Here is a 14,851-nt window from a genome sequence, read left to right as displayed (position 1 = left end):
ACCGGGAGGTGAGAAGAGGCGGAGACGCGCGAAGGGTCCGGCTCAATGAGCCGGACCCTTCGTCCACAAGCGGTAGCGGAGGGATTTGAACCCTCGGTGACTTGCGCCACACTCGCTTTCGAGGTCTGTTCGTGCTGGTCAGACAGGCATTCAGAGCCGTTCCACCTCGTTCATTCCGGCTTCCTCGCCCGCCGTGTGAACCACTTTGGACGGCCCCGACCGAGGCTGAATGAGACGGAAACTGAGACGGAGCACCGCCCGGCTGACCTGCACGTTCCTCTTCTTAAGGTTTCGGTCGAAGTTTCGCGCGCGTCTGCTCCGCTTGTGCCGCGAAGCCGTCCAGCCACTCCTGAGTTACTTGGTCCCTCCAGATAGGGAGGTACAGAGCGGACACCCACGGCCCGAGTACTCGACCTCCGGAACCGAGGTGGCCGAACGCACGGAACCGCGCAGGGACGTACACCTTCACCGTCTTCATCACGAGTCTGATGCCGTTGCAGACCACTTCAGGGTCGACAATCCAGACCGCGTTCGTCTGTGGCTCCAGCCGCCTCGGTGGTTGGTGGCGGATGTGCTCGGCAGGGAAGCCGTAGACCAGCGGGGCCGGCGCGTGGATGTCGATCTCATAGCCGACGGCATCGACCCCGAACCCGATTGCCCCCACGTTGGAGATGCGCACGCCGAGGTATCGCGCTTCGGGGTCGGCGTTCAGCAGCTGGAACTCCGGGAGGTGTTCGATCTTGGATACGATGTTCTCGCCCCCGGCGCTGATCATGCCGACCGCCTCCGCCTCGGCCTTCGGCGTCGTGAACGCCTTGACGACCTGATCTAGCTGTTCTGCACTCAGACCGCCACCACGGCCCTGGGCCGCCTGACGTTCTTTCCAGATCAGCAATTCTTCGGTGGGGTAGGCGTCCGGGTGGCGGTCGACCCACTTGTGATGCTTGTGACACAGAAGCACCAGGTTCGGCTCGCTGTTGACCTCGATGAAGTTCGCATCGAACCGCGGCCCCCCAGGCTTCTCCGCGCGGATGTGAGCCACCTCCACGTTGATACTCAGCAGTCCTCGATGCTCCTCAACCAAGGGCTCTGAGCAATCGGGGTACGCACAGCTCGTCGCGCGACCGAACAGCAGCTTGCACAGAGGGGCACCAGGGCTGAAGTCACTCACGCGACCGACGATAGATTCTCAAGTGTCACGAGCGGGAGCCCTCAAGAGCTGCGATCACGGTCGCAGGGTCGCCCTCGTAGAGCAGGTGTGGTTCGTCTGCCTGAGGCGGGATGAAACGAGTGCGGTACCGCTGTAGGTCGCTCTCCGAGAAGTAGATCGAGTTGGGATCGTTCGCGTGGAACTCATTGCGCTTGCTGATCCTCGCCCACAGCTCGTCATGGCTGGCCGCCAGGTAGACGAGTACCGGAGTCGCGCTGGCGTCGGCGGCGATCGCTCGCCAATTAGCCCGGTCCTCGGGGGTCCAGAAGACGTGATCAACGACGACATCGTGCCCTGCCTTGAGCTGCTCCCGGAGGTCGGCCGCCACGTCTTCGAGGACGGGCCGCTCAAGGGTGGGGAAGACGCCCCGGGGGAAGTCCACGCGTCCGAGACGGCCGCCTGCACGACGCCCGCCACACCGCCGCCACGGTCCTGCTCATCCTCGGCGTCTCCGAGCGGGCCGTCATGGGACTCATGGGCTGGTCCACCACGGCCATGGCCGCGCGGTACCAACACATGGTGGACTCCGTCCGCAACGACGTCGCTCGACAGGTCGACGGACTCATCTGGAAGTCGGCCGCAGACGGACCGGACGGCGACGACGGGGCCGCCGGGGCGCTCGTACCGGTCAAGTAAGCCAGTGGGGGCGGGCCCCTAACGGCCTGCCCCCAGCCGGGTTACGCGACCACGTTGCATTGATCAATGAGTCGCGCGACGACGCTGAGCGTGGCCAACTGCTCCAACGCTTCCTGTTCTGGCAGGTCCCCCGTCTCATGCGCGGCCGGATTCCGAAGGGCGGAAAACGCTCCCTGGCCAAGCAGCAGCGCACCGCGCTGACGCGTCTGGACACCGATGTCGGTCGGATCACCTGGTGTCCGGAGCCGTGGCTTTCCGGGCTCCGGCGGCTTGTCGCTGAATGCTTCTTGAACAAGCTTGACGTCTGAGAGGTCGCGCCGGCCGAGTTTGTTCTGGAGATGGGCGTTGATCGACGTTGCGGAGGCATGGACTGCTGCCCTGTAGTGCTTGGACTCCCAGAAAGTGCGAGCCGCATCCCACACCCAGGGATGAAACTGGTCAGCCGGAAGTGACGGGGCGTCAGGTGTCAGCCGAGCTGCCCAGTCGTCCATGTCTTCGAGGATGCCCAGGGCGCGACTGGCGTGGTTCTTAGCGAGGTATGGCGACTGGTCAAGGTCGATGGATAGCTGGGGATCCAGACACCTCAAGATCTGGTTGATCGTGGGTTCGGCCCTGTGCAGCTGCTCATGAAGCGACGCGTCCCCGAGGCCGTCAATCTTGCGGGAGGCGAGATACTTGCCGGCCAGCTCGTCGAAGACTTCAAGTCGCTGATGCATCCAGTCACGATCCATCTACGCAGGGTAGAAGGTGGCATTAGGCGTCGGCAGCTGGATTCCATTACAGGATCGGAGAGCGCCGACTGAGACGGAAACTGAGACGGAAGCCGATGAGGGGCCCGGTCCAACGGACCGGGCCCCTCATCTACCTGCGGTAGCGGAGGGATTTGAACCCTCGGTGACTTGCGCCACACTCGCTTTCGAGGCGAGCTCCTTCGGCCGCTCGGACACGCTACCGAGGGAGACCTTACAGCAAGGAGCCGCCTGCTTTGAAATCGGTATTCATCGGCCGCGGAAGAACTCGGTGAGCAGCCCGGCGCACTCCTCGGCGAGCACGCCCTCGATCACCTCGGGCCGGTGGTTGAGCCGCCGGTCGCGGACGAGGTCCCAGAGGGATCCTGCCGCGCCGGCCTTCTCGTCGCGGGCGCCGTAGACGAGCCGGTCGACGCGGGACTGCTGGATCGCGCCCGCGCACATCGTGCAGGGCTCCAGCGTCACCACGAGGGTGCAGCCGGTCAGCCGCCACACGCCGAGGGCGGCCGCGGCCCGCCGCAGGGCGAGCAGTTCCGCGTGGGCCGTGGGGTCGCCGCCGGCCTCGCGTTCGTTGTGGCCGGCCGCGAGCAGGGTCGTGCCGTCCGGGGCCAGGACGACGGCGCCGACGGGGACGTCCCCGCCCCGGACGGCCTCGGCGGCCTCGTCCAGGGCGCGTCGCATCGCCGGCCGCCAGGGGTCCCGGACCGGGTCCGGCCCTCCCGCGCTGCCACGACCGGTCAGCGGACGGTCTCCAGGGTCTCCGAGGCGCCCAGGGACTCGGCGATCTCGGTGACGGCGTCCGTCGACATCAGCCGCAGGTCCGTCTCGCTCACGCCGAGGTCGTCCAGGATCAGCGCGTCGCCGACCGGGCCGTGCGGCACGGACTCGGCGGCGCCGGCGGCCGCGGAGCCGCCCTCGGTATCCCCGTCGTCCACGTCGTTCCCGTCGTCCGCGTCGGACTCACCGTCCTCGGTGCCGTCGAGATCGAGGGCGTCGAGGTCGTCCCCGTCGTCCGGATCCCGGCCGAGCAGCTCGGTCAGCAGGATCTCGCCGTAGCTGCTGCGGGCAGCGGCGGCGGCGTCCGAGACGTAGATGCGAGGGTCTTCCTCGCCGTCCACGCGGACGACGCCGAACCAGGCGTCCTCCTGCTCGATGAGCACGAGCACCGTGTCCTCGTCGGGAGAGGCTTCACGGGCCAGGTCGGCGAGATCCGACAGGGTTTCCACATCGTCGAGCTCTGTGTCGCTCGCTTCCCACCCGTCTTCGGTGCGCGCGAGCAGTGCGGCGAAGTACACCGTGACTCTCCCACTGGTCCTAGGCGTGCCGGTTGGGGGTCCCCCCGGCGGAGGTTACGGGCGGGGAGTGCTCGTCCGAGCCCCACCCACTCGGAATCGTGGCAGAAACAAGGCGTTCAGGGGACGTCTTCGGCTCCCTGTGTCCGGCAGTTCCGCTCGCACGCCCGTTGCCGCCACCTGCGGATCGTACGCGGCTTTGCCCCGCTCCACGCACGGTCACTCGCGACAATCTCCGCGCGGTTCGTGATCTTTGCCGGGGGTTTCCTCACCCGTTCCCTACCAGCGGAAGGTGCGCATGCGCATGGCGTGCCGCAGCCGGGCCGTCTTGGCGCGGCGCGGCTGGACGCGGTCGCGCAGCGCCCGGGCCTCGGCCAGATCGCGCAGGAACCGGGCGCGACGCCGACGCCGCTCGGCGTCGGACTCGTCGGCCCCGTCCGTCCGGTCGGGCGTAAGGCCCGTCCCCGGCCACATGCTCGGCAGCGGATCGTCTCGGAATTTCCGGTCCGGCATCAGGTTCACCACCCCTAGTCCGTCCCTTCCGCTTTCCCCCGGACGGGCGGTTTGACGCCGGTGATCGGGTGACGGCCGGAGAGCGGGCTTGCCGTGCGGTCCGGGGCACCCCGCCCGGTTAATGTTGTGGACATGCGTCTCCACGTCGTCGACCACCCGCTGGTCGCCCACAAGCTCACCACGCTGCGCGACCAGCGCACCGACTCCGCGACCTTCCGCCGTCTCGCCGACGAGCTGGTCACCCTGCTCGCCTACGAGGCCACGCGTGACGTGCGCACCGAACAGGTCGACATCCAGACGCCGGTCGCGCGGACCACGGGCGTCAAGCTGTCGCACCCGCGGCCGCTGGTGGTGCCGATCCTGCGGGCCGGGCTCGGCATGCTGGACGGCATGGTCCGGCTGCTGCCGACCGCCGAGGTGGGCTTCCTCGGCATGATCCGCAACGAGGAGACGCTGGAGGCCTCCACGTACGCGACGCGGATGCCCGAGGACCTGTCGGGGCGTCAGGTCTACGTGCTCGACCCGATGCTCGCCACCGGCGGCACGCTGGTCGCGGCGATCCGCGAGCTGATCCGGCGTGGCGCGGACGACGTGACCGCCGTGGTGCTGCTGGCCGCGCCGGAGGGCGTCGAGATCATGGAGCGCGAGCTGGCGGGCACGCCGGTGACGGTGGTGACCGCCTCGGTCGACGAGCGGCTGAACGAGCACGGCTACATCGTGCCGGGCCTCGGAGACGCGGGGGACCGGATGTACGGGGCGGCCGAGTAGGTCCCCGAGCTGGACCCGGGTGGTTCAGCAGCCCTTCTTCGACGTCGGCGCCGGCTCGGGCGTGGCCAGCTTGGTCAGCGCCCGGTCGGCGTCCGGCTTTTTCGCCAGTTCCTTGAAGGCGTCCCCGATGACGAGGTCGACGGCAGCGCCCTTACGGGCCGCCTCGGTACGCCGTTCGGCGCCCGGGAGCTGGGTGCCGAGCACGGGCAACGAGGTGTCGAGCGCGGCGCCGGGGCCGAGCAGCAGGCCGGTGCCCTTGACCTTCTTGTCGTACTGCTGGGGCGCGTTGCCCACGTCGCCGATCTTGAAGCCGCGCTTCTTGAGCTCGTCGGCGGTCTTCTTCGCCAGGCCGCCGCGGGTGGTGGCGTTGAGCACGTTGACGGTGATCGTGCGCGGCTCGGGCAGGGCCCTGGCGCTGGGCGAGGGGCTCGCCTTGGTCTTGACGCCGCAGTCCGTTCCGTCGGCGGCCGCCGAAGCCTTTCTGCCGCCGCCGGTGAAGACGTCGATGAGCTGCAGCGTGCCCCACCCGCCCACACCGAGGACGACGACGGACGCGACGGTCAGGACGACGAGCCTGCCGCGCCGCCGGGGCCGACGCATCTTGGGGTACTTGTTGCCCGTGATGCGGTACTTGCCGCCCATGCCGGGGGGAGTCAGCATGCTCATGAGCGCAGCGTAGTGCGCCTGGGCGACGATGCCTACTAGATGATCATTCGACGTCGCCCAGTGGAACCCGAAAGGGTCAACCCGCGACCGCCGGGGATCAGTCGAGTTCGAGCACGCGCGCGTGCAGCACCTGGCGCTGCTGGAGCGCGGCGCGCACCGCGCGGTGCAGTCCGTCCTCCAGGTACAGGTCGCCCTGCCACTTCACGACGTGCGCGAAGAGGTCGCCGTAGAACGTCGAGTCCTCGGCGAGCAGCGTTTCCAGATCGAGCTGACCCTTGGTCGTCACGAGCTGATCGAGGCGGACCGGGCGCGGCGCGACGTCCGCCCACTGCCGGGTGCTTTCCCGGCCGTGGTCGGGGTACGGCCGGCCGTTTCCGATGCGCTTGAAGATCACACGGAAAGCCTACCGGTCAAGACCTTCCGGGCGCAGCCATGGCGCCGAGGTGCGACGCTGAAAAAAACCCCGCAAGGCGGTACGAACCGGAAACAGGGGCGTGAATATGCCCGACCGCGAGACCGTGCCGTGGGCCGCCGCCCGAGGTGTCCGCCCAGGGCATGCCGGTCTTTCTGGCCGACAGCAAGGGCCTGGAGCTGGGCGCCGTACAGGAGCGGCCTGGCTGAGCGCCGTACAGGAGCGGCCTCAGCTGTTCTCGACGTTCCTGATGTGGCTGCTCGCCGATCTCTTCAATGATCTGCCCGAGCTCGGCGACGTCGACAGCTGCGGCTGGTGTTCTTCCTCGACGAGGTGCACCTGCTCTTCGACGAGGCCTCCGGGGCGTACCTGGAGTCGATCACGCAGACCGTGCGCCTGATTCGCTCGAAAGGGGTCGGGGTCTCCTTCGTGACGCAGTTCCCGAAGGACGTACCGGCCGAGGTCCTGGCCCGGCTCGGCAACCGTGTCCAGCACGCGTTGCGGGCTTCCACCCCCGACGGCCAGAAGGCCCTGAGCGGTGGAGGCGTCAGGGACGGCGGAGGTGTTAGGGGGCGGAGGCGTTAGGGGGCGGAGGCGTTAGGGGGAGACATCGGAACGGCGGAGGCGTCGGGGCGCCTCCGCCGTGTGGGGGGTCAGCCGCGGTCTTCTCTTCTCCCCTTCGGGGGCTGCGGTGGCTTCCGCGCGTCCGGCTGGGAGTGGGGCTTGGGGGCGCTGCGGGCGGCCTCCGCGCGCAGGAGGGCGCGCAACACCGCGTACGGGTCTTGGAGCATGGCTGGTTCCTCGTCGTTCCTCGTCGTTCTTGCTGGTTCCGTGCGGGACGACGGACGGGCCGGGGCATGGCCGGTCCTGTTTTCTGTCAGCAGCGCAGAACTTCGGAACGCAGGGGGCGAGGGGCGTGCGGCGCGGTCGGCGGTACGGGCACGGGCCGAGGTGCGGCGTGCGCGGGTTCGGGGCCCGGGAGCGGGGCCGGGGCCGGCGGGGCGGCCACGCGGCGGACGCCCCGGGCCGGTGGGCGCAGGGCTGTGTCGAGGAGGTCGCACTCGACGGTGGTGTTCTCCCCGGAGAGGGGGGCCGTCCCTCCCGAGTGGGCCTCGGCGTGGGCGCCCGGCACGAGGAGGGCGAGCAGCAGGACGAGCACCCGCAACCAGGCGTGCCGACGCGGGCCGCGTGGGACCGGCTGCGGTGCGGGGGTCACGCGAGGTCATTCCCCGCGGCGGCCACGCCGTCCATCCCGCCTGCGGCGAGATCCGCTCGCTCGGCCCACGCGGGGGAGCCGCTCGGTGGCTCGGTCATGGTCCATGCTGCGACCGGGTGAGAAGCGGCCGCCACCCGGAACGGACCAGGCGGCTGAAGCGCCCGACCCGGTCGCCGCCCCCCGGTCGCCGCCTCCCGGGGTCGCCGCCTCCCGGGGTCGCCGCCTCCCGGGGTCGCCGCCCCCCGGTCGCCCCCCGGGTCGCCGCCCCGGTCGCTGCCCGCACCGGTCGGCGGGCCGGTTAGTCGGCGTCCTTGCTCGGGCCGGGGCCTACCGGGCCGGTTAGTCGGCGTCCTTGCTCGGGCCGGTCCTACCGGGCCGGTTAGTCGGCGTCCTTGCTCGGGCCGGTCCTACCGGGCCGGTCCTACCGGGCCGGTCCTACCGGGCCGGTCCTACCGGGCCGGGGTCTACTTGCCGGAGGCCTTCGCCGCCTTCGCCGCTGCCTTCATCTCCTGCTTGTGTGCCCGTACCTTGACCAGCGACTCGGGGCCCGTGATGTCGGCGACCGAGCGGAAGGAGTCCGGCTCGCCGTAGGAGCCCGCCGCCTCCCGCCAGCCCGTGGGGCGCACTCCGAGCTGCTTGCCCAGCAGGGCGAGGAAGATCTGGGCCTTCTGCTTGCCGAAGCCGGGCAGTTCGGCGAGGCGCTTCAGGAGTTCCTTGCCGGTGCCGACGTCCTTCCAGACGGCCGCGGCGTCACCGTCGTAATGCTCGACGAGGTACTGGCACAGCTGCTGGATCCGCTTGGCCATGGAGCCCGGGTAGCGGTGTACCGCCGGCTTCTCGGAGAGCAGCGCGGCGAAGGCCTCCGGCTCGTGCGCGGCGATCTCGTGCGCGTCCAGGTCGTCCGTGCCGAGCCGCCGGGCGATCGTCGCCGGGCCCTTGAACGCCCACTCCATGGGGACCTGCTGGTCCAGCAGCATGCCGACCAGCGCGGCGAGCGGACTGCGGCCGAGCAGCGCGTCGGCCTCGGGATCCTGGGCGAGGTGAAGAGTGACGTCCATGCCCCGATCATCCCCCGGGCCGGGCTCGCCCGCTGCTCAGGCCGCCCGCCGGCAGCGCAGTGCGTGCGCCCGCTGCTCAGGTCGCCCGGCGGCAGCTCAGTGCGTGCGCCCGCTGCTCCGGTCGCCCGTCGGCAGCTCAGCGCGTGCGCCCGCTGCTCAGGTCGCCCGGCGGCAGCTCAGTGCGTGCGCCCGCTGCTCCGGTCGCCCGTCGGCAGCTCAGCGCGTGCGCCCGCTGCTCAGGTCGCCCGGCGGCAGCTCAGTGCGTGCGCCCGCTGCTCCGGTCGCCCGTCGGCAGCTCAGTGCGTGCGCCCGCCGCTCAGGTCGCCTGTCGGCAGCTCAGCGCGTGCGCTCGCCGCTCAGGTCGCCCGCCAGTAGCCCAGGGCGTGGACCCGCTGCTTGGGCAGCCCGAGTTCCTTGCGGACGTATGCCGCGAGGGTCCGGGTCGTCGTCGTGTCGCAGGCGATCCAGACATAGGGGTCGGCCGAGCCCTGGAGCAGGCCGGGCAGGTCCGACTTCACCCGGTCGACCAGGTGGGCGCCGGAGTCCCGGCGGGGCACCTTCCGGAGCTCGTGCCGGTCCGGGTCGGCGCGGAACGGCAGGTCGTCGTCGCCGCCCTCGAACCAGACGGTGGCCGGGGTGGAACCCAGGGCGCCGAGGAGGGAGTTGATGGCCGGGAGGGAGGCCGGGTCGCCGACGGCGAAGACGTGCGAGGGCGCGGGGCTCGGGTGCTCGAAGCCGGTTCCCTGGACCGTCGCCTCGATGGTGTCGCCCGGTTTCGCCGCCCTGGCCCAGTCGCTGGCGCAGCCCTCGTGCAGGGCGAACTCCAGGCCGAAGGTGCCGGCCTCGGCGTCCGGGTCGACCAGGGTGTAGGCCCGCTGGTGCGGCTTGCCGGCGTTGTCGAACCACAGCCGTACCCACATGGTGGGGTGCACTCCGGTCGCGGCCAGCAGACCGCCGTCGGTGAAGCGCAGCCGCCGGTAGTCCGGGGTGACGTCCTCGACGTCCGTCACCGTGAACTCGAAGTCCTTGGCGCGCAGCAGTCTGAGGACCGCGCCCTCCCAACCCCGCCCCTGCCCCATCGCGTTTCAGCCCCTCGCGTACGATTCCGGCCACAGCTTTGACTTAGGCAAGGCTAACCTAAAGGGAACTGGGGGTACAGCGTGGCCACCGAGATCTACCGTGACGCCTGGGGCATTCCGCACCTGCGTGCGGACAGCGCGGCCGAACTCGCCCGCGCGCAGGGCCTCGTCACCGCCCGCGACCGGGCCTGGCAGCTGGAGGTCGAGCGCCACCGGGCGCAGGGCACCTCGGCGTCGTTCCTCGGTAAGGACGCCCTGGCCTGGGACCGGTTCGCGAGACGGGCCCGGCTCGACGACACCGGGCGACGCTGCTTCGCGGACCTGGAGAGACGGGACCCCAAGACGGCGCGGTGGGTGCGGGCGTACGTCGACGGGGTCAACGAGGGGCTGGCCGACGCCACCGCCCCCGAGTTCGCCCGCACCGGTCTCACCCCCGGCCGCTGGGATCCCTGGACCCCCCTCGGGGTCTGGCTCGCCATCCACATCCTCTTCGCCGGGTTCCCGGCCAAGCTCTGGCGCGAGCAGGTCGCCGCCCACCTGGACGCGGACGCCATCGGCCTCTTCGCCACCGACGGCCCCGGCACCTCCGGCAGCAACGGCTGGCTGGTCGGAGGCGAGCGGACGGTCACCGGGCAGGCGCTCATCGCCGGCGACCCCCACCGCTGGATCGAGGATCCGGGCGTCTACCAGCAGATCCACCTGTCCTGCCCGGAGTTCGACGTCGTGGGACTGGCCGTCCCCGGTGTCCCCGGCATCGCCCACTTCGGGCACACCGGCACGGTCGCCTGGGCCATCACCAACGCCATGGCCGACTACCAGGACCTCTACCGGGAGCGGCTGCGGCGCACCGGCGCCGGGGTGGAGGCCCTCGGCCCGGACGGGGTCTGGCGGCGGGCGGCCCGGCACACCGAGACGGTCGAGGTGGCGGGCGCGGAGCCGGTCGAGGTCGAGGTGATCGAGACCGACCGGGGCCCGGTGATCATCGGCGGTCCCGAGGGGATCGACGGCGATCCGCTGGACCCGGCACACTCCGGTCCTTCCGGCGTGCCCGTGGCGATCAGCCTGCGCTACCCGCCCCGCGTCACCGGCGACCTCGGCTTCAGTGCCCTGCTGCCGCTGCTGCGCTCCCGCCGGGTCGCCGACGTGGACCGGGCCCTCGACCGCTGGGCCGAGCCGGTCAACGTCGTCCAGGCCGCCGACACCGAGGGCGGTGTCCTGCACCGCGTGGCCGGGCGGGTGCCGGTGCGCGCCGGGGCCAACTCCCTGCGGATCGTGCCCGCCTGGGAGCCCGGCCATGAGTGGCAGGGCCGGCACGTGTCACCGCGGGCCGGGCTCACCGACGGCGTCGCCGTCATGGCCAACCAGCGCGGCCCGGCCGAACCGCTCGGCGTCGAGTTCGCCCCGCCGCACCGCGCCGACCGCATCGCCGCGCTGCTCGCGGGCAAGGAGCGCTGGTCCGCCGACGACATGCCCGTCCTCCACACCGACACCCACCTGGGCTCCGCGGCCCCCCTCCTGGACCACCTCGCCGCCCTCGACGCCCTCACCCCCGGGGCCGCCGCCCTGCGGGACCGCCTCCTCGGCTGGGACCGCCGCATGGACGCCGGCAGCGCCGACGCCGCGCTCTACGCGGCCGTGCGCGGAGCGGTCGTACGGCGGCTCGCGGCACACCCGGCGTTCGCCGGGCTCAGCACACCACCGGCGTACCCGGGGGTGTTCCAGCCCTGGCTCGCCCTCGTCCCCCGGGTCGGCTTCGCCCTCGAACACCTGCTGCGGGCCGAGGACCTGTACGGAATCGACCGCCCGGCGGCCGTCCGCGCGGCGATCGAGGACGTGGCGCTGCGCCCGCCGGCCGGGGTCTGGGGCGACACCCACCGCCTCGCCCCCTGGCGGGCCCTGGAGCCGGAGCAGCCGTACGACGAACCGGGGCTGTCCGGCGACCACGACTGCGTGCTGTGCACCTCGGGCGTGCCGGGCCTCACCGACCGAGCCGCCCGGGGCCCGGCCGCCCGCTACGTCTGGGACCTGGCCCGGCGCGAGGACAGCCGCTGGGTGGTCCCGCTCGGCGCCTCGGGCGTCCCCGGCTCGCCCCACCACCGCGACCAGCTTCCCCTCTGGCTCGCGGGAGACCTCGTCCCGGTCGTCACCGACTGGACCCGGCTGGAGAAGGAAACCGATGTCTGACCCGTACGCCTGCCGCACCTCCGTCCACGAGCAGGAGACCGACGGCTTCGGCACCGTCCGCGTCCTGCCGCTGGACCCCGGGGCCGATGCCGCCGTGATCCACCGCTGGGTCGGCGAGGACCGGGCCGCCTTCTGGGGCATGACCGAGCTGACCGAACAACAGGTCGCGGACGTCTACGCCCACATGGCCACGCTCGACACCCACCACGCCCACCTCGTCGTCCGGGACGGCGAGCCGGTCGCCCTCCTCCAGACCTACGAGCCGGAGGCCGACCGCGTGAGCGAGTGCTACGAGGTCCGCCCCGGCGACATCGGCGTCCACCTGCTCCTCGCCCCCGCGGGCCCGGGCGGTGCCCGGCCCGGCTGGACCGCGCGGCTGGTGGCGGCCATCGCCGGATACGTCCTGCCCGGCCTGGACCGCCGGCGGATCGTGGTCGACCCGGACGTGCGCAACGAGAAGGCGATCGCCCGTTTCCTGGCGCTCGGCTTCACCCCCGGGCCGGTGGTGGTGCTGCCGGAGATCGACCTGCCGGACGTGTACCTGCCGGAGAAAAAGGCCCAGCTCGCCTTCCTCGACCGGGAGATACTGTTCCCCGGGTGACCCCAGAGGACCTCATCGCCCACTACGGCCTGGAGCCGATCCCGCGCGAGGGCGGTCTCTTCCGCCAGACCTGGGCCGGGCCCGAACGACCCGACGGCAGGCCGGAGGGCACGGCGATCGTCGCCCTGCTGACGGCGGACGACGTCTCCGCCCTCCACCGCCTGCCGACGGACGAGATCTGGCACTTCTACGGGGGCGATCCGCTGGAGCTCCTGCTGCTCGCCCCGGACGGCGGCGCCCGGACGGTGGTGCTCGGGCCGGACGTCCTCGACGGCCAGCACGTCCAGTTCACGGTCCCGGCGGGCACGTGGATGGGTGGGAGGGTGCGCGGGGACGGGCGGTGGACCCTGTTCGGCTGCACGATGGCGCCCGGTTTCACGTTCGACGGCTACGAGCACGGGGACGCCGCGGAGCTGACGGCCCGCTACCCGGCGGTGGCCGACGAGATCGCGGCGCTGTCCAGGCCCGGCTCCTGAGCCCGATGAGCACCCCACCTCTCCAGCCCGGTGAGCATCAGACCTCTCCAGCCCGGTGAGCACTACACCGATCCTGTCCGTACTCCCTTCGTAGCCGCACAGCCCGACCCCGGAGACCCACGTGGACCAACGGCGGAACGAGGATCTCAATGCCGGACATCCCCGGCGATTCCAAGCCCTGGTGCTGCTCGGCACCGTGCTGGTGCTGCTCCTCGCCGGAGCAGTCCCCGCCTCCGCCCACGCCGCCCTCCGCGGCACCGACCCCGACGACGGATCCCTCGTCAAGCAGGCACCCCGTCACGTCACCCTGACCTTCACCGAGTCCGTGGGCCTGCTCGACGACTCCTTCCGGGTCTTCGGCCCCGACCAGCGCCGAGTCCACGCCGGCGAGGCCACGCACGCGGACGGCCGCTCCGACACCGCCCGGGTCGGCCTGCCCGGCAAGCTCGCCCAGGGCACGTACACGGTGGCCTGGCGGGTCGTCTCCGCCGACAGCCACCCCGTCTCGGGCGCCTTCTCCTTCTCCGTGGGGAAGCGTTCGGCGACGACGGTCCAGATCGACACGGGCTCGACCGAGGACCCGCTCACCGGCGGCCTCAACGACGCCGCCCGCTACCTCGCCTACCTCGCGGCCGCGCTGCTGGTCGGCCTGGCCGCGTTCGCCCTGCTCTGCCGGCCGGCGGACACCTCCGCCCTGCGCCGGCCGCTGGTGGCGGCCTGGTGGACGCTGCTGGGCTCGACGCTCGTCCTGCTCCTGCTGCGCGCCCCGTACGAGGCGGGCACCGGCCCGGCCGCCGCGTTCGACGCCTCCGCCCTCGGCCGTACCCTGACCGGCCGCCCGGGCCTGGCCCTGGTCACCCGGCTGGTCCTTCTCCTGCTGACCGCGGCCTTCCTGCTGTGGCTGTCCAGGCGCCGTGACCCGAAGGAGCGGCCCGTCGCCCTGGCGATCGGCACCGCCCTGGCCGCCGCCCTGGCCCTCACCTGGGCAGCGGCCGAGCACGCCTCCGCCGGGATCCAGGTGCCTGTGGCGATGACGTCGTCCGTGCTGCACCTGCTGGCGACCGGCGTCTGGCTCGGCGGACTCGTGGCCCTGCTGCTGACCCTGCGCCGCTCGTCCGGCGACGGCGTGGCGGACGACATGGTCGAGGTCGTAACCCGCTTCTCGCGGATCGCCTTCGCCTCGGTGACCGTCCTGGCCGTCACGGGCGTCTACCAGTCCTGGCGCGGCCTCGGCTCCCTCTCCGCGCTGACCGGCACGTCGTACGGCCGTCTGCTGCTCGCCAAAATGGCGGGGGTGGCCGTGCTGTTGCTGGCGGCCCGGTACTCGCGGCGCTGGACGGCGCGGATCGCGGCCCCGGCGGCCGTCACCCGGACGGCCGCAGTCCAGGAGCGGGTCCCGCAGCCGGTCGGGGCACCGGCGGGACACGACGGCCCCGAGGAACCCGAGACGCCGGACAAGGCGGCGAAGGAGCCTTCCGCGTCCGGCGCCGACCCGGACACCCGGCGCCGCCTGCACCGCTCCGTCCTGGTGGAAGTCGCCGTCGCCGCGGTGGTGTTGATGATCACGACCGTGCTCACGGGCACCCTTCCGGCCCGTGCCCAGGCCGAGGCGGCCCGGCAGGCCCCGGCGGGCGCGCTGCCGCCCACCACCCTGATCACGGTGCCCTACGACACGGGCACGGAATCGGTGAGCGGACGCGGCACGGTGCAGGTCACCCTGGACCCGGCCCGCGTCGGCGAGAACGGCATCCAGGCCGTGGCCGCCGGCTCCGACAAGGGCCTGGTGGTCGTCCCCGAAATCCGCATCACCTTCACCCTGCCCTCCCGGAAGGTCGGCCCCATCGACGCCGAACTCACCGACCAGGGCGGCTACTGGAGCACCAACTCCGTCAACCTGCCGCTCGCCGGGAACTGGACGATGAAGACGACCGTGCGGGTGTCGGACGTCGATCAGGTGTCGGTGGAGCGCCGGGTGCGGATCGCGCCCTAGG

General features: G+C 71.7%; 17 protein-coding genes, 1 tRNA gene and 2 pseudogenes. 7 read left to right on the top strand and 13 right to left on the bottom strand.

Annotated features, from left to right (window positions below; all coding sequences use genetic code 11):
- Positions 1-283: 283 nt before the first annotated feature.
- On the bottom strand, positions 284-1,171 hold the full coding sequence (locus tag FDO69_RS07700) for an HNH endonuclease signature motif containing protein (RefSeq protein WP_138430072.1): 888 nt from the start codon (positions 1,169-1,171) through the stop codon (positions 284-286).
- A gap of 25 nt (positions 1,172-1,196) precedes the next feature.
- Entirely contained in the window at positions 1,197-1,592 is a 396-nt protein-coding gene (locus tag FDO69_RS07695) for a P-loop nucleotide/nucleoside kinase family protein (RefSeq protein WP_104778996.1), read from the bottom strand.
- Between FDO69_RS07695 and FDO69_RS07690 the strand changes: the two are divergent.
- Positions 1,592-1,846 (top strand): annotated as a pseudogene (locus tag FDO69_RS07690) (tyrosine-type recombinase/integrase); the annotation flags it as partial. The gene FDO69_RS07695 and the pseudogene FDO69_RS07690 overlap by 1 nt on opposite strands.
- A 41-nt stretch (positions 1,847-1,887) precedes the next feature.
- Here the strand turns inward: FDO69_RS07690 and FDO69_RS07685 are convergent.
- From FDO69_RS07685 to FDO69_RS07665, 5 genes are all read right to left on the bottom strand, one after another.
- Positions 1,888-2,577 carry a TIGR02391 family protein gene (locus FDO69_RS07685; RefSeq protein WP_234387868.1) on the bottom strand — a complete coding sequence of 230 codons (690 nt, stop codon included), beginning with the start codon at positions 2,575-2,577 and terminating at the stop codon, positions 1,888-1,890.
- 137 nt (positions 2,578-2,714) lie between these two features.
- A tRNA-Ser gene (locus tag FDO69_RS07680) sits at positions 2,715-2,799 on the bottom strand.
- Between the two features lie 45 nt (positions 2,800-2,844).
- Complete coding sequence (gene tadA, locus FDO69_RS07675; protein WP_104778994.1) at positions 2,845-3,276, bottom strand: tRNA adenosine(34) deaminase TadA; 432 nt, start codon at positions 3,274-3,276, stop codon at positions 2,845-2,847.
- 56 nt (positions 3,277-3,332) lie between these two features.
- A complete protein-coding gene (locus FDO69_RS07670) occupies positions 3,333-3,890 on the bottom strand; it encodes a tRNA adenosine deaminase-associated protein (RefSeq protein ID WP_104778993.1) in 558 nt (185 codons plus the stop codon).
- Positions 3,891-4,166: 276 nt separating this feature from the next.
- Positions 4,167-4,400, bottom strand: coding sequence for a hypothetical protein (locus FDO69_RS07665; protein WP_167526541.1), 234 nt, complete (start codon positions 4,398-4,400; stop codon positions 4,167-4,169).
- Between the two features lie 132 nt (positions 4,401-4,532).
- On the opposite strand from FDO69_RS07665, the gene upp reads away from it, so the two are divergent.
- Positions 4,533-5,168: a uracil phosphoribosyltransferase gene (upp, locus tag FDO69_RS07660; protein WP_104778992.1), complete on the top strand. Its 636-nt coding sequence runs from the start codon at positions 4,533-4,535 to the stop codon at positions 5,166-5,168.
- 24 nt (positions 5,169-5,192) lie between these two features.
- On the opposite strand, the gene FDO69_RS07655 is transcribed toward upp, so the two are convergent.
- Positions 5,193-5,810, bottom strand: a complete 618-nt coding sequence (locus FDO69_RS07655) for a LytR C-terminal domain-containing protein (protein WP_104778991.1) — start codon at positions 5,808-5,810, stop codon at positions 5,193-5,195.
- Between the two features lie 121 nt (positions 5,811-5,931).
- Positions 5,932-6,228, bottom strand: coding sequence for a type II toxin-antitoxin system VapB family antitoxin (locus tag FDO69_RS07650; protein WP_003999914.1), 297 nt, complete (start codon positions 6,226-6,228; stop codon positions 5,932-5,934).
- A gap of 223 nt (positions 6,229-6,451) precedes the next feature.
- Between FDO69_RS07650 and FDO69_RS07645 the strand changes: the two are divergent.
- Positions 6,452-6,780, top strand: a pseudogene (locus FDO69_RS07645) (helicase HerA-like domain-containing protein); the annotation flags it as partial.
- Between the two features lie 119 nt (positions 6,781-6,899).
- Here FDO69_RS07645 and FDO69_RS41080 read toward each other — a convergent pair.
- The 4 genes from FDO69_RS41080 to FDO69_RS07625 form a co-directional block, all read right to left on the bottom strand.
- Positions 6,900-7,037: a hypothetical protein gene (locus tag FDO69_RS41080; protein WP_159030595.1), complete on the bottom strand. Its 138-nt coding sequence runs from the start codon at positions 7,035-7,037 to the stop codon at positions 6,900-6,902.
- An 86-nt stretch (positions 7,038-7,123) separates the two neighbouring features.
- Positions 7,124-7,462, bottom strand: coding sequence for a hypothetical protein (locus tag FDO69_RS07635; protein ID WP_104778989.1), 339 nt, complete (start codon positions 7,460-7,462; stop codon positions 7,124-7,126).
- 464 nt (positions 7,463-7,926) lie between these two features.
- Complete coding sequence (locus FDO69_RS07630) at positions 7,927-8,520, bottom strand: HhH-GPD-type base excision DNA repair protein (protein WP_104778988.1); 594 nt, start codon at positions 8,518-8,520, stop codon at positions 7,927-7,929.
- Between the two features lie 356 nt (positions 8,521-8,876).
- Positions 8,877-9,599: a siderophore-interacting protein gene (locus tag FDO69_RS07625; RefSeq protein ID WP_104778987.1), complete on the bottom strand. Its 723-nt coding sequence runs from the start codon at positions 9,597-9,599 to the stop codon at positions 8,877-8,879.
- Positions 9,600-9,680: 81 nt separating this feature from the next.
- Here FDO69_RS07625 and FDO69_RS07620 point away from each other — a divergent pair, with 81 nt between their 5' ends.
- From FDO69_RS07620 to FDO69_RS07605, 4 genes are all read left to right on the top strand, one after another.
- Entirely contained in the window at positions 9,681-11,783 is a 2,103-nt protein-coding gene (locus tag FDO69_RS07620; protein ID WP_104778986.1) for a penicillin acylase family protein, read from the top strand.
- A complete protein-coding gene (locus FDO69_RS07615) occupies positions 11,776-12,384 on the top strand; it encodes a GNAT family N-acetyltransferase (RefSeq protein WP_104778985.1) in 609 nt (202 codons plus the stop codon). The genes FDO69_RS07620 and FDO69_RS07615 overlap by 8 nt, the downstream gene beginning before the upstream one ends.
- Positions 12,381-12,860 carry a cupin domain-containing protein gene (locus FDO69_RS07610; RefSeq protein ID WP_104778984.1) on the top strand — a complete coding sequence of 160 codons (480 nt, stop codon included), beginning with the start codon at positions 12,381-12,383 and terminating at the stop codon, positions 12,858-12,860. The genes FDO69_RS07615 and FDO69_RS07610 overlap by 4 nt, the downstream gene beginning before the upstream one ends.
- Positions 12,861-13,041: 181 nt before the next feature.
- Positions 13,042-14,850, top strand: coding sequence for a copper resistance CopC/CopD family protein (locus tag FDO69_RS07605; protein ID WP_104779269.1), 1,809 nt, complete (start codon positions 13,042-13,044; stop codon positions 14,848-14,850).
- The last annotated feature ends 1 nt before the right edge of the window (position 14,851 follow it).

This window comes from Streptomyces tibetensis, from assembly GCF_007655005.1.
GTDB classification, from domain to species: Bacteria; Actinomycetota; Actinomycetes; order Streptomycetales; family Streptomycetaceae; genus Streptomyces; species Streptomyces tibetensis.
Note: the sequence above shows the minus strand (reverse complement) of the source record. Positions and strands in the feature narration are given on the sequence as shown.

Coding starts and splice junctions, on each gene's coding strand:
- FDO69_RS07685 (WP_234387868.1), bottom strand. CDS start 2,577: ATGGATCGTGACTGGATGCATCAGCGACTTGAAGTCTTCGACGAGCTG.
- tadA (WP_104778994.1), bottom strand. CDS start 3,276: ATGCGACGCGCCCTGGACGAGGCCGCCGAGGCCGTCCGGGGCGGGGAC.
- FDO69_RS07665 (WP_167526541.1), bottom strand. CDS start 4,400: ATGCCGGACCGGAAATTCCGAGACGATCCGCTGCCGAGCATGTGGCCG.
- upp (WP_104778992.1), top strand. CDS start 4,533: ATGCGTCTCCACGTCGTCGACCACCCGCTGGTCGCCCACAAGCTCACC.
- FDO69_RS07655 (WP_104778991.1), bottom strand. CDS start 5,810: ATGGGCGGCAAGTACCGCATCACGGGCAACAAGTACCCCAAGATGCGT.
- FDO69_RS41080 (WP_159030595.1), bottom strand. CDS start 7,037: ATGCTCCAAGACCCGTACGCGGTGTTGCGCGCCCTCCTGCGCGCGGAG.
- FDO69_RS07630 (WP_104778988.1), bottom strand. CDS start 8,520: ATGGACGTCACTCTTCACCTCGCCCAGGATCCCGAGGCCGACGCGCTG.
- FDO69_RS07625 (WP_104778987.1), bottom strand. CDS start 9,599: ATGGGGCAGGGGCGGGGTTGGGAGGGCGCGGTCCTCAGACTGCTGCGC.
- FDO69_RS07615 (WP_104778985.1), top strand. CDS start 11,776: ATGTCTGACCCGTACGCCTGCCGCACCTCCGTCCACGAGCAGGAGACC.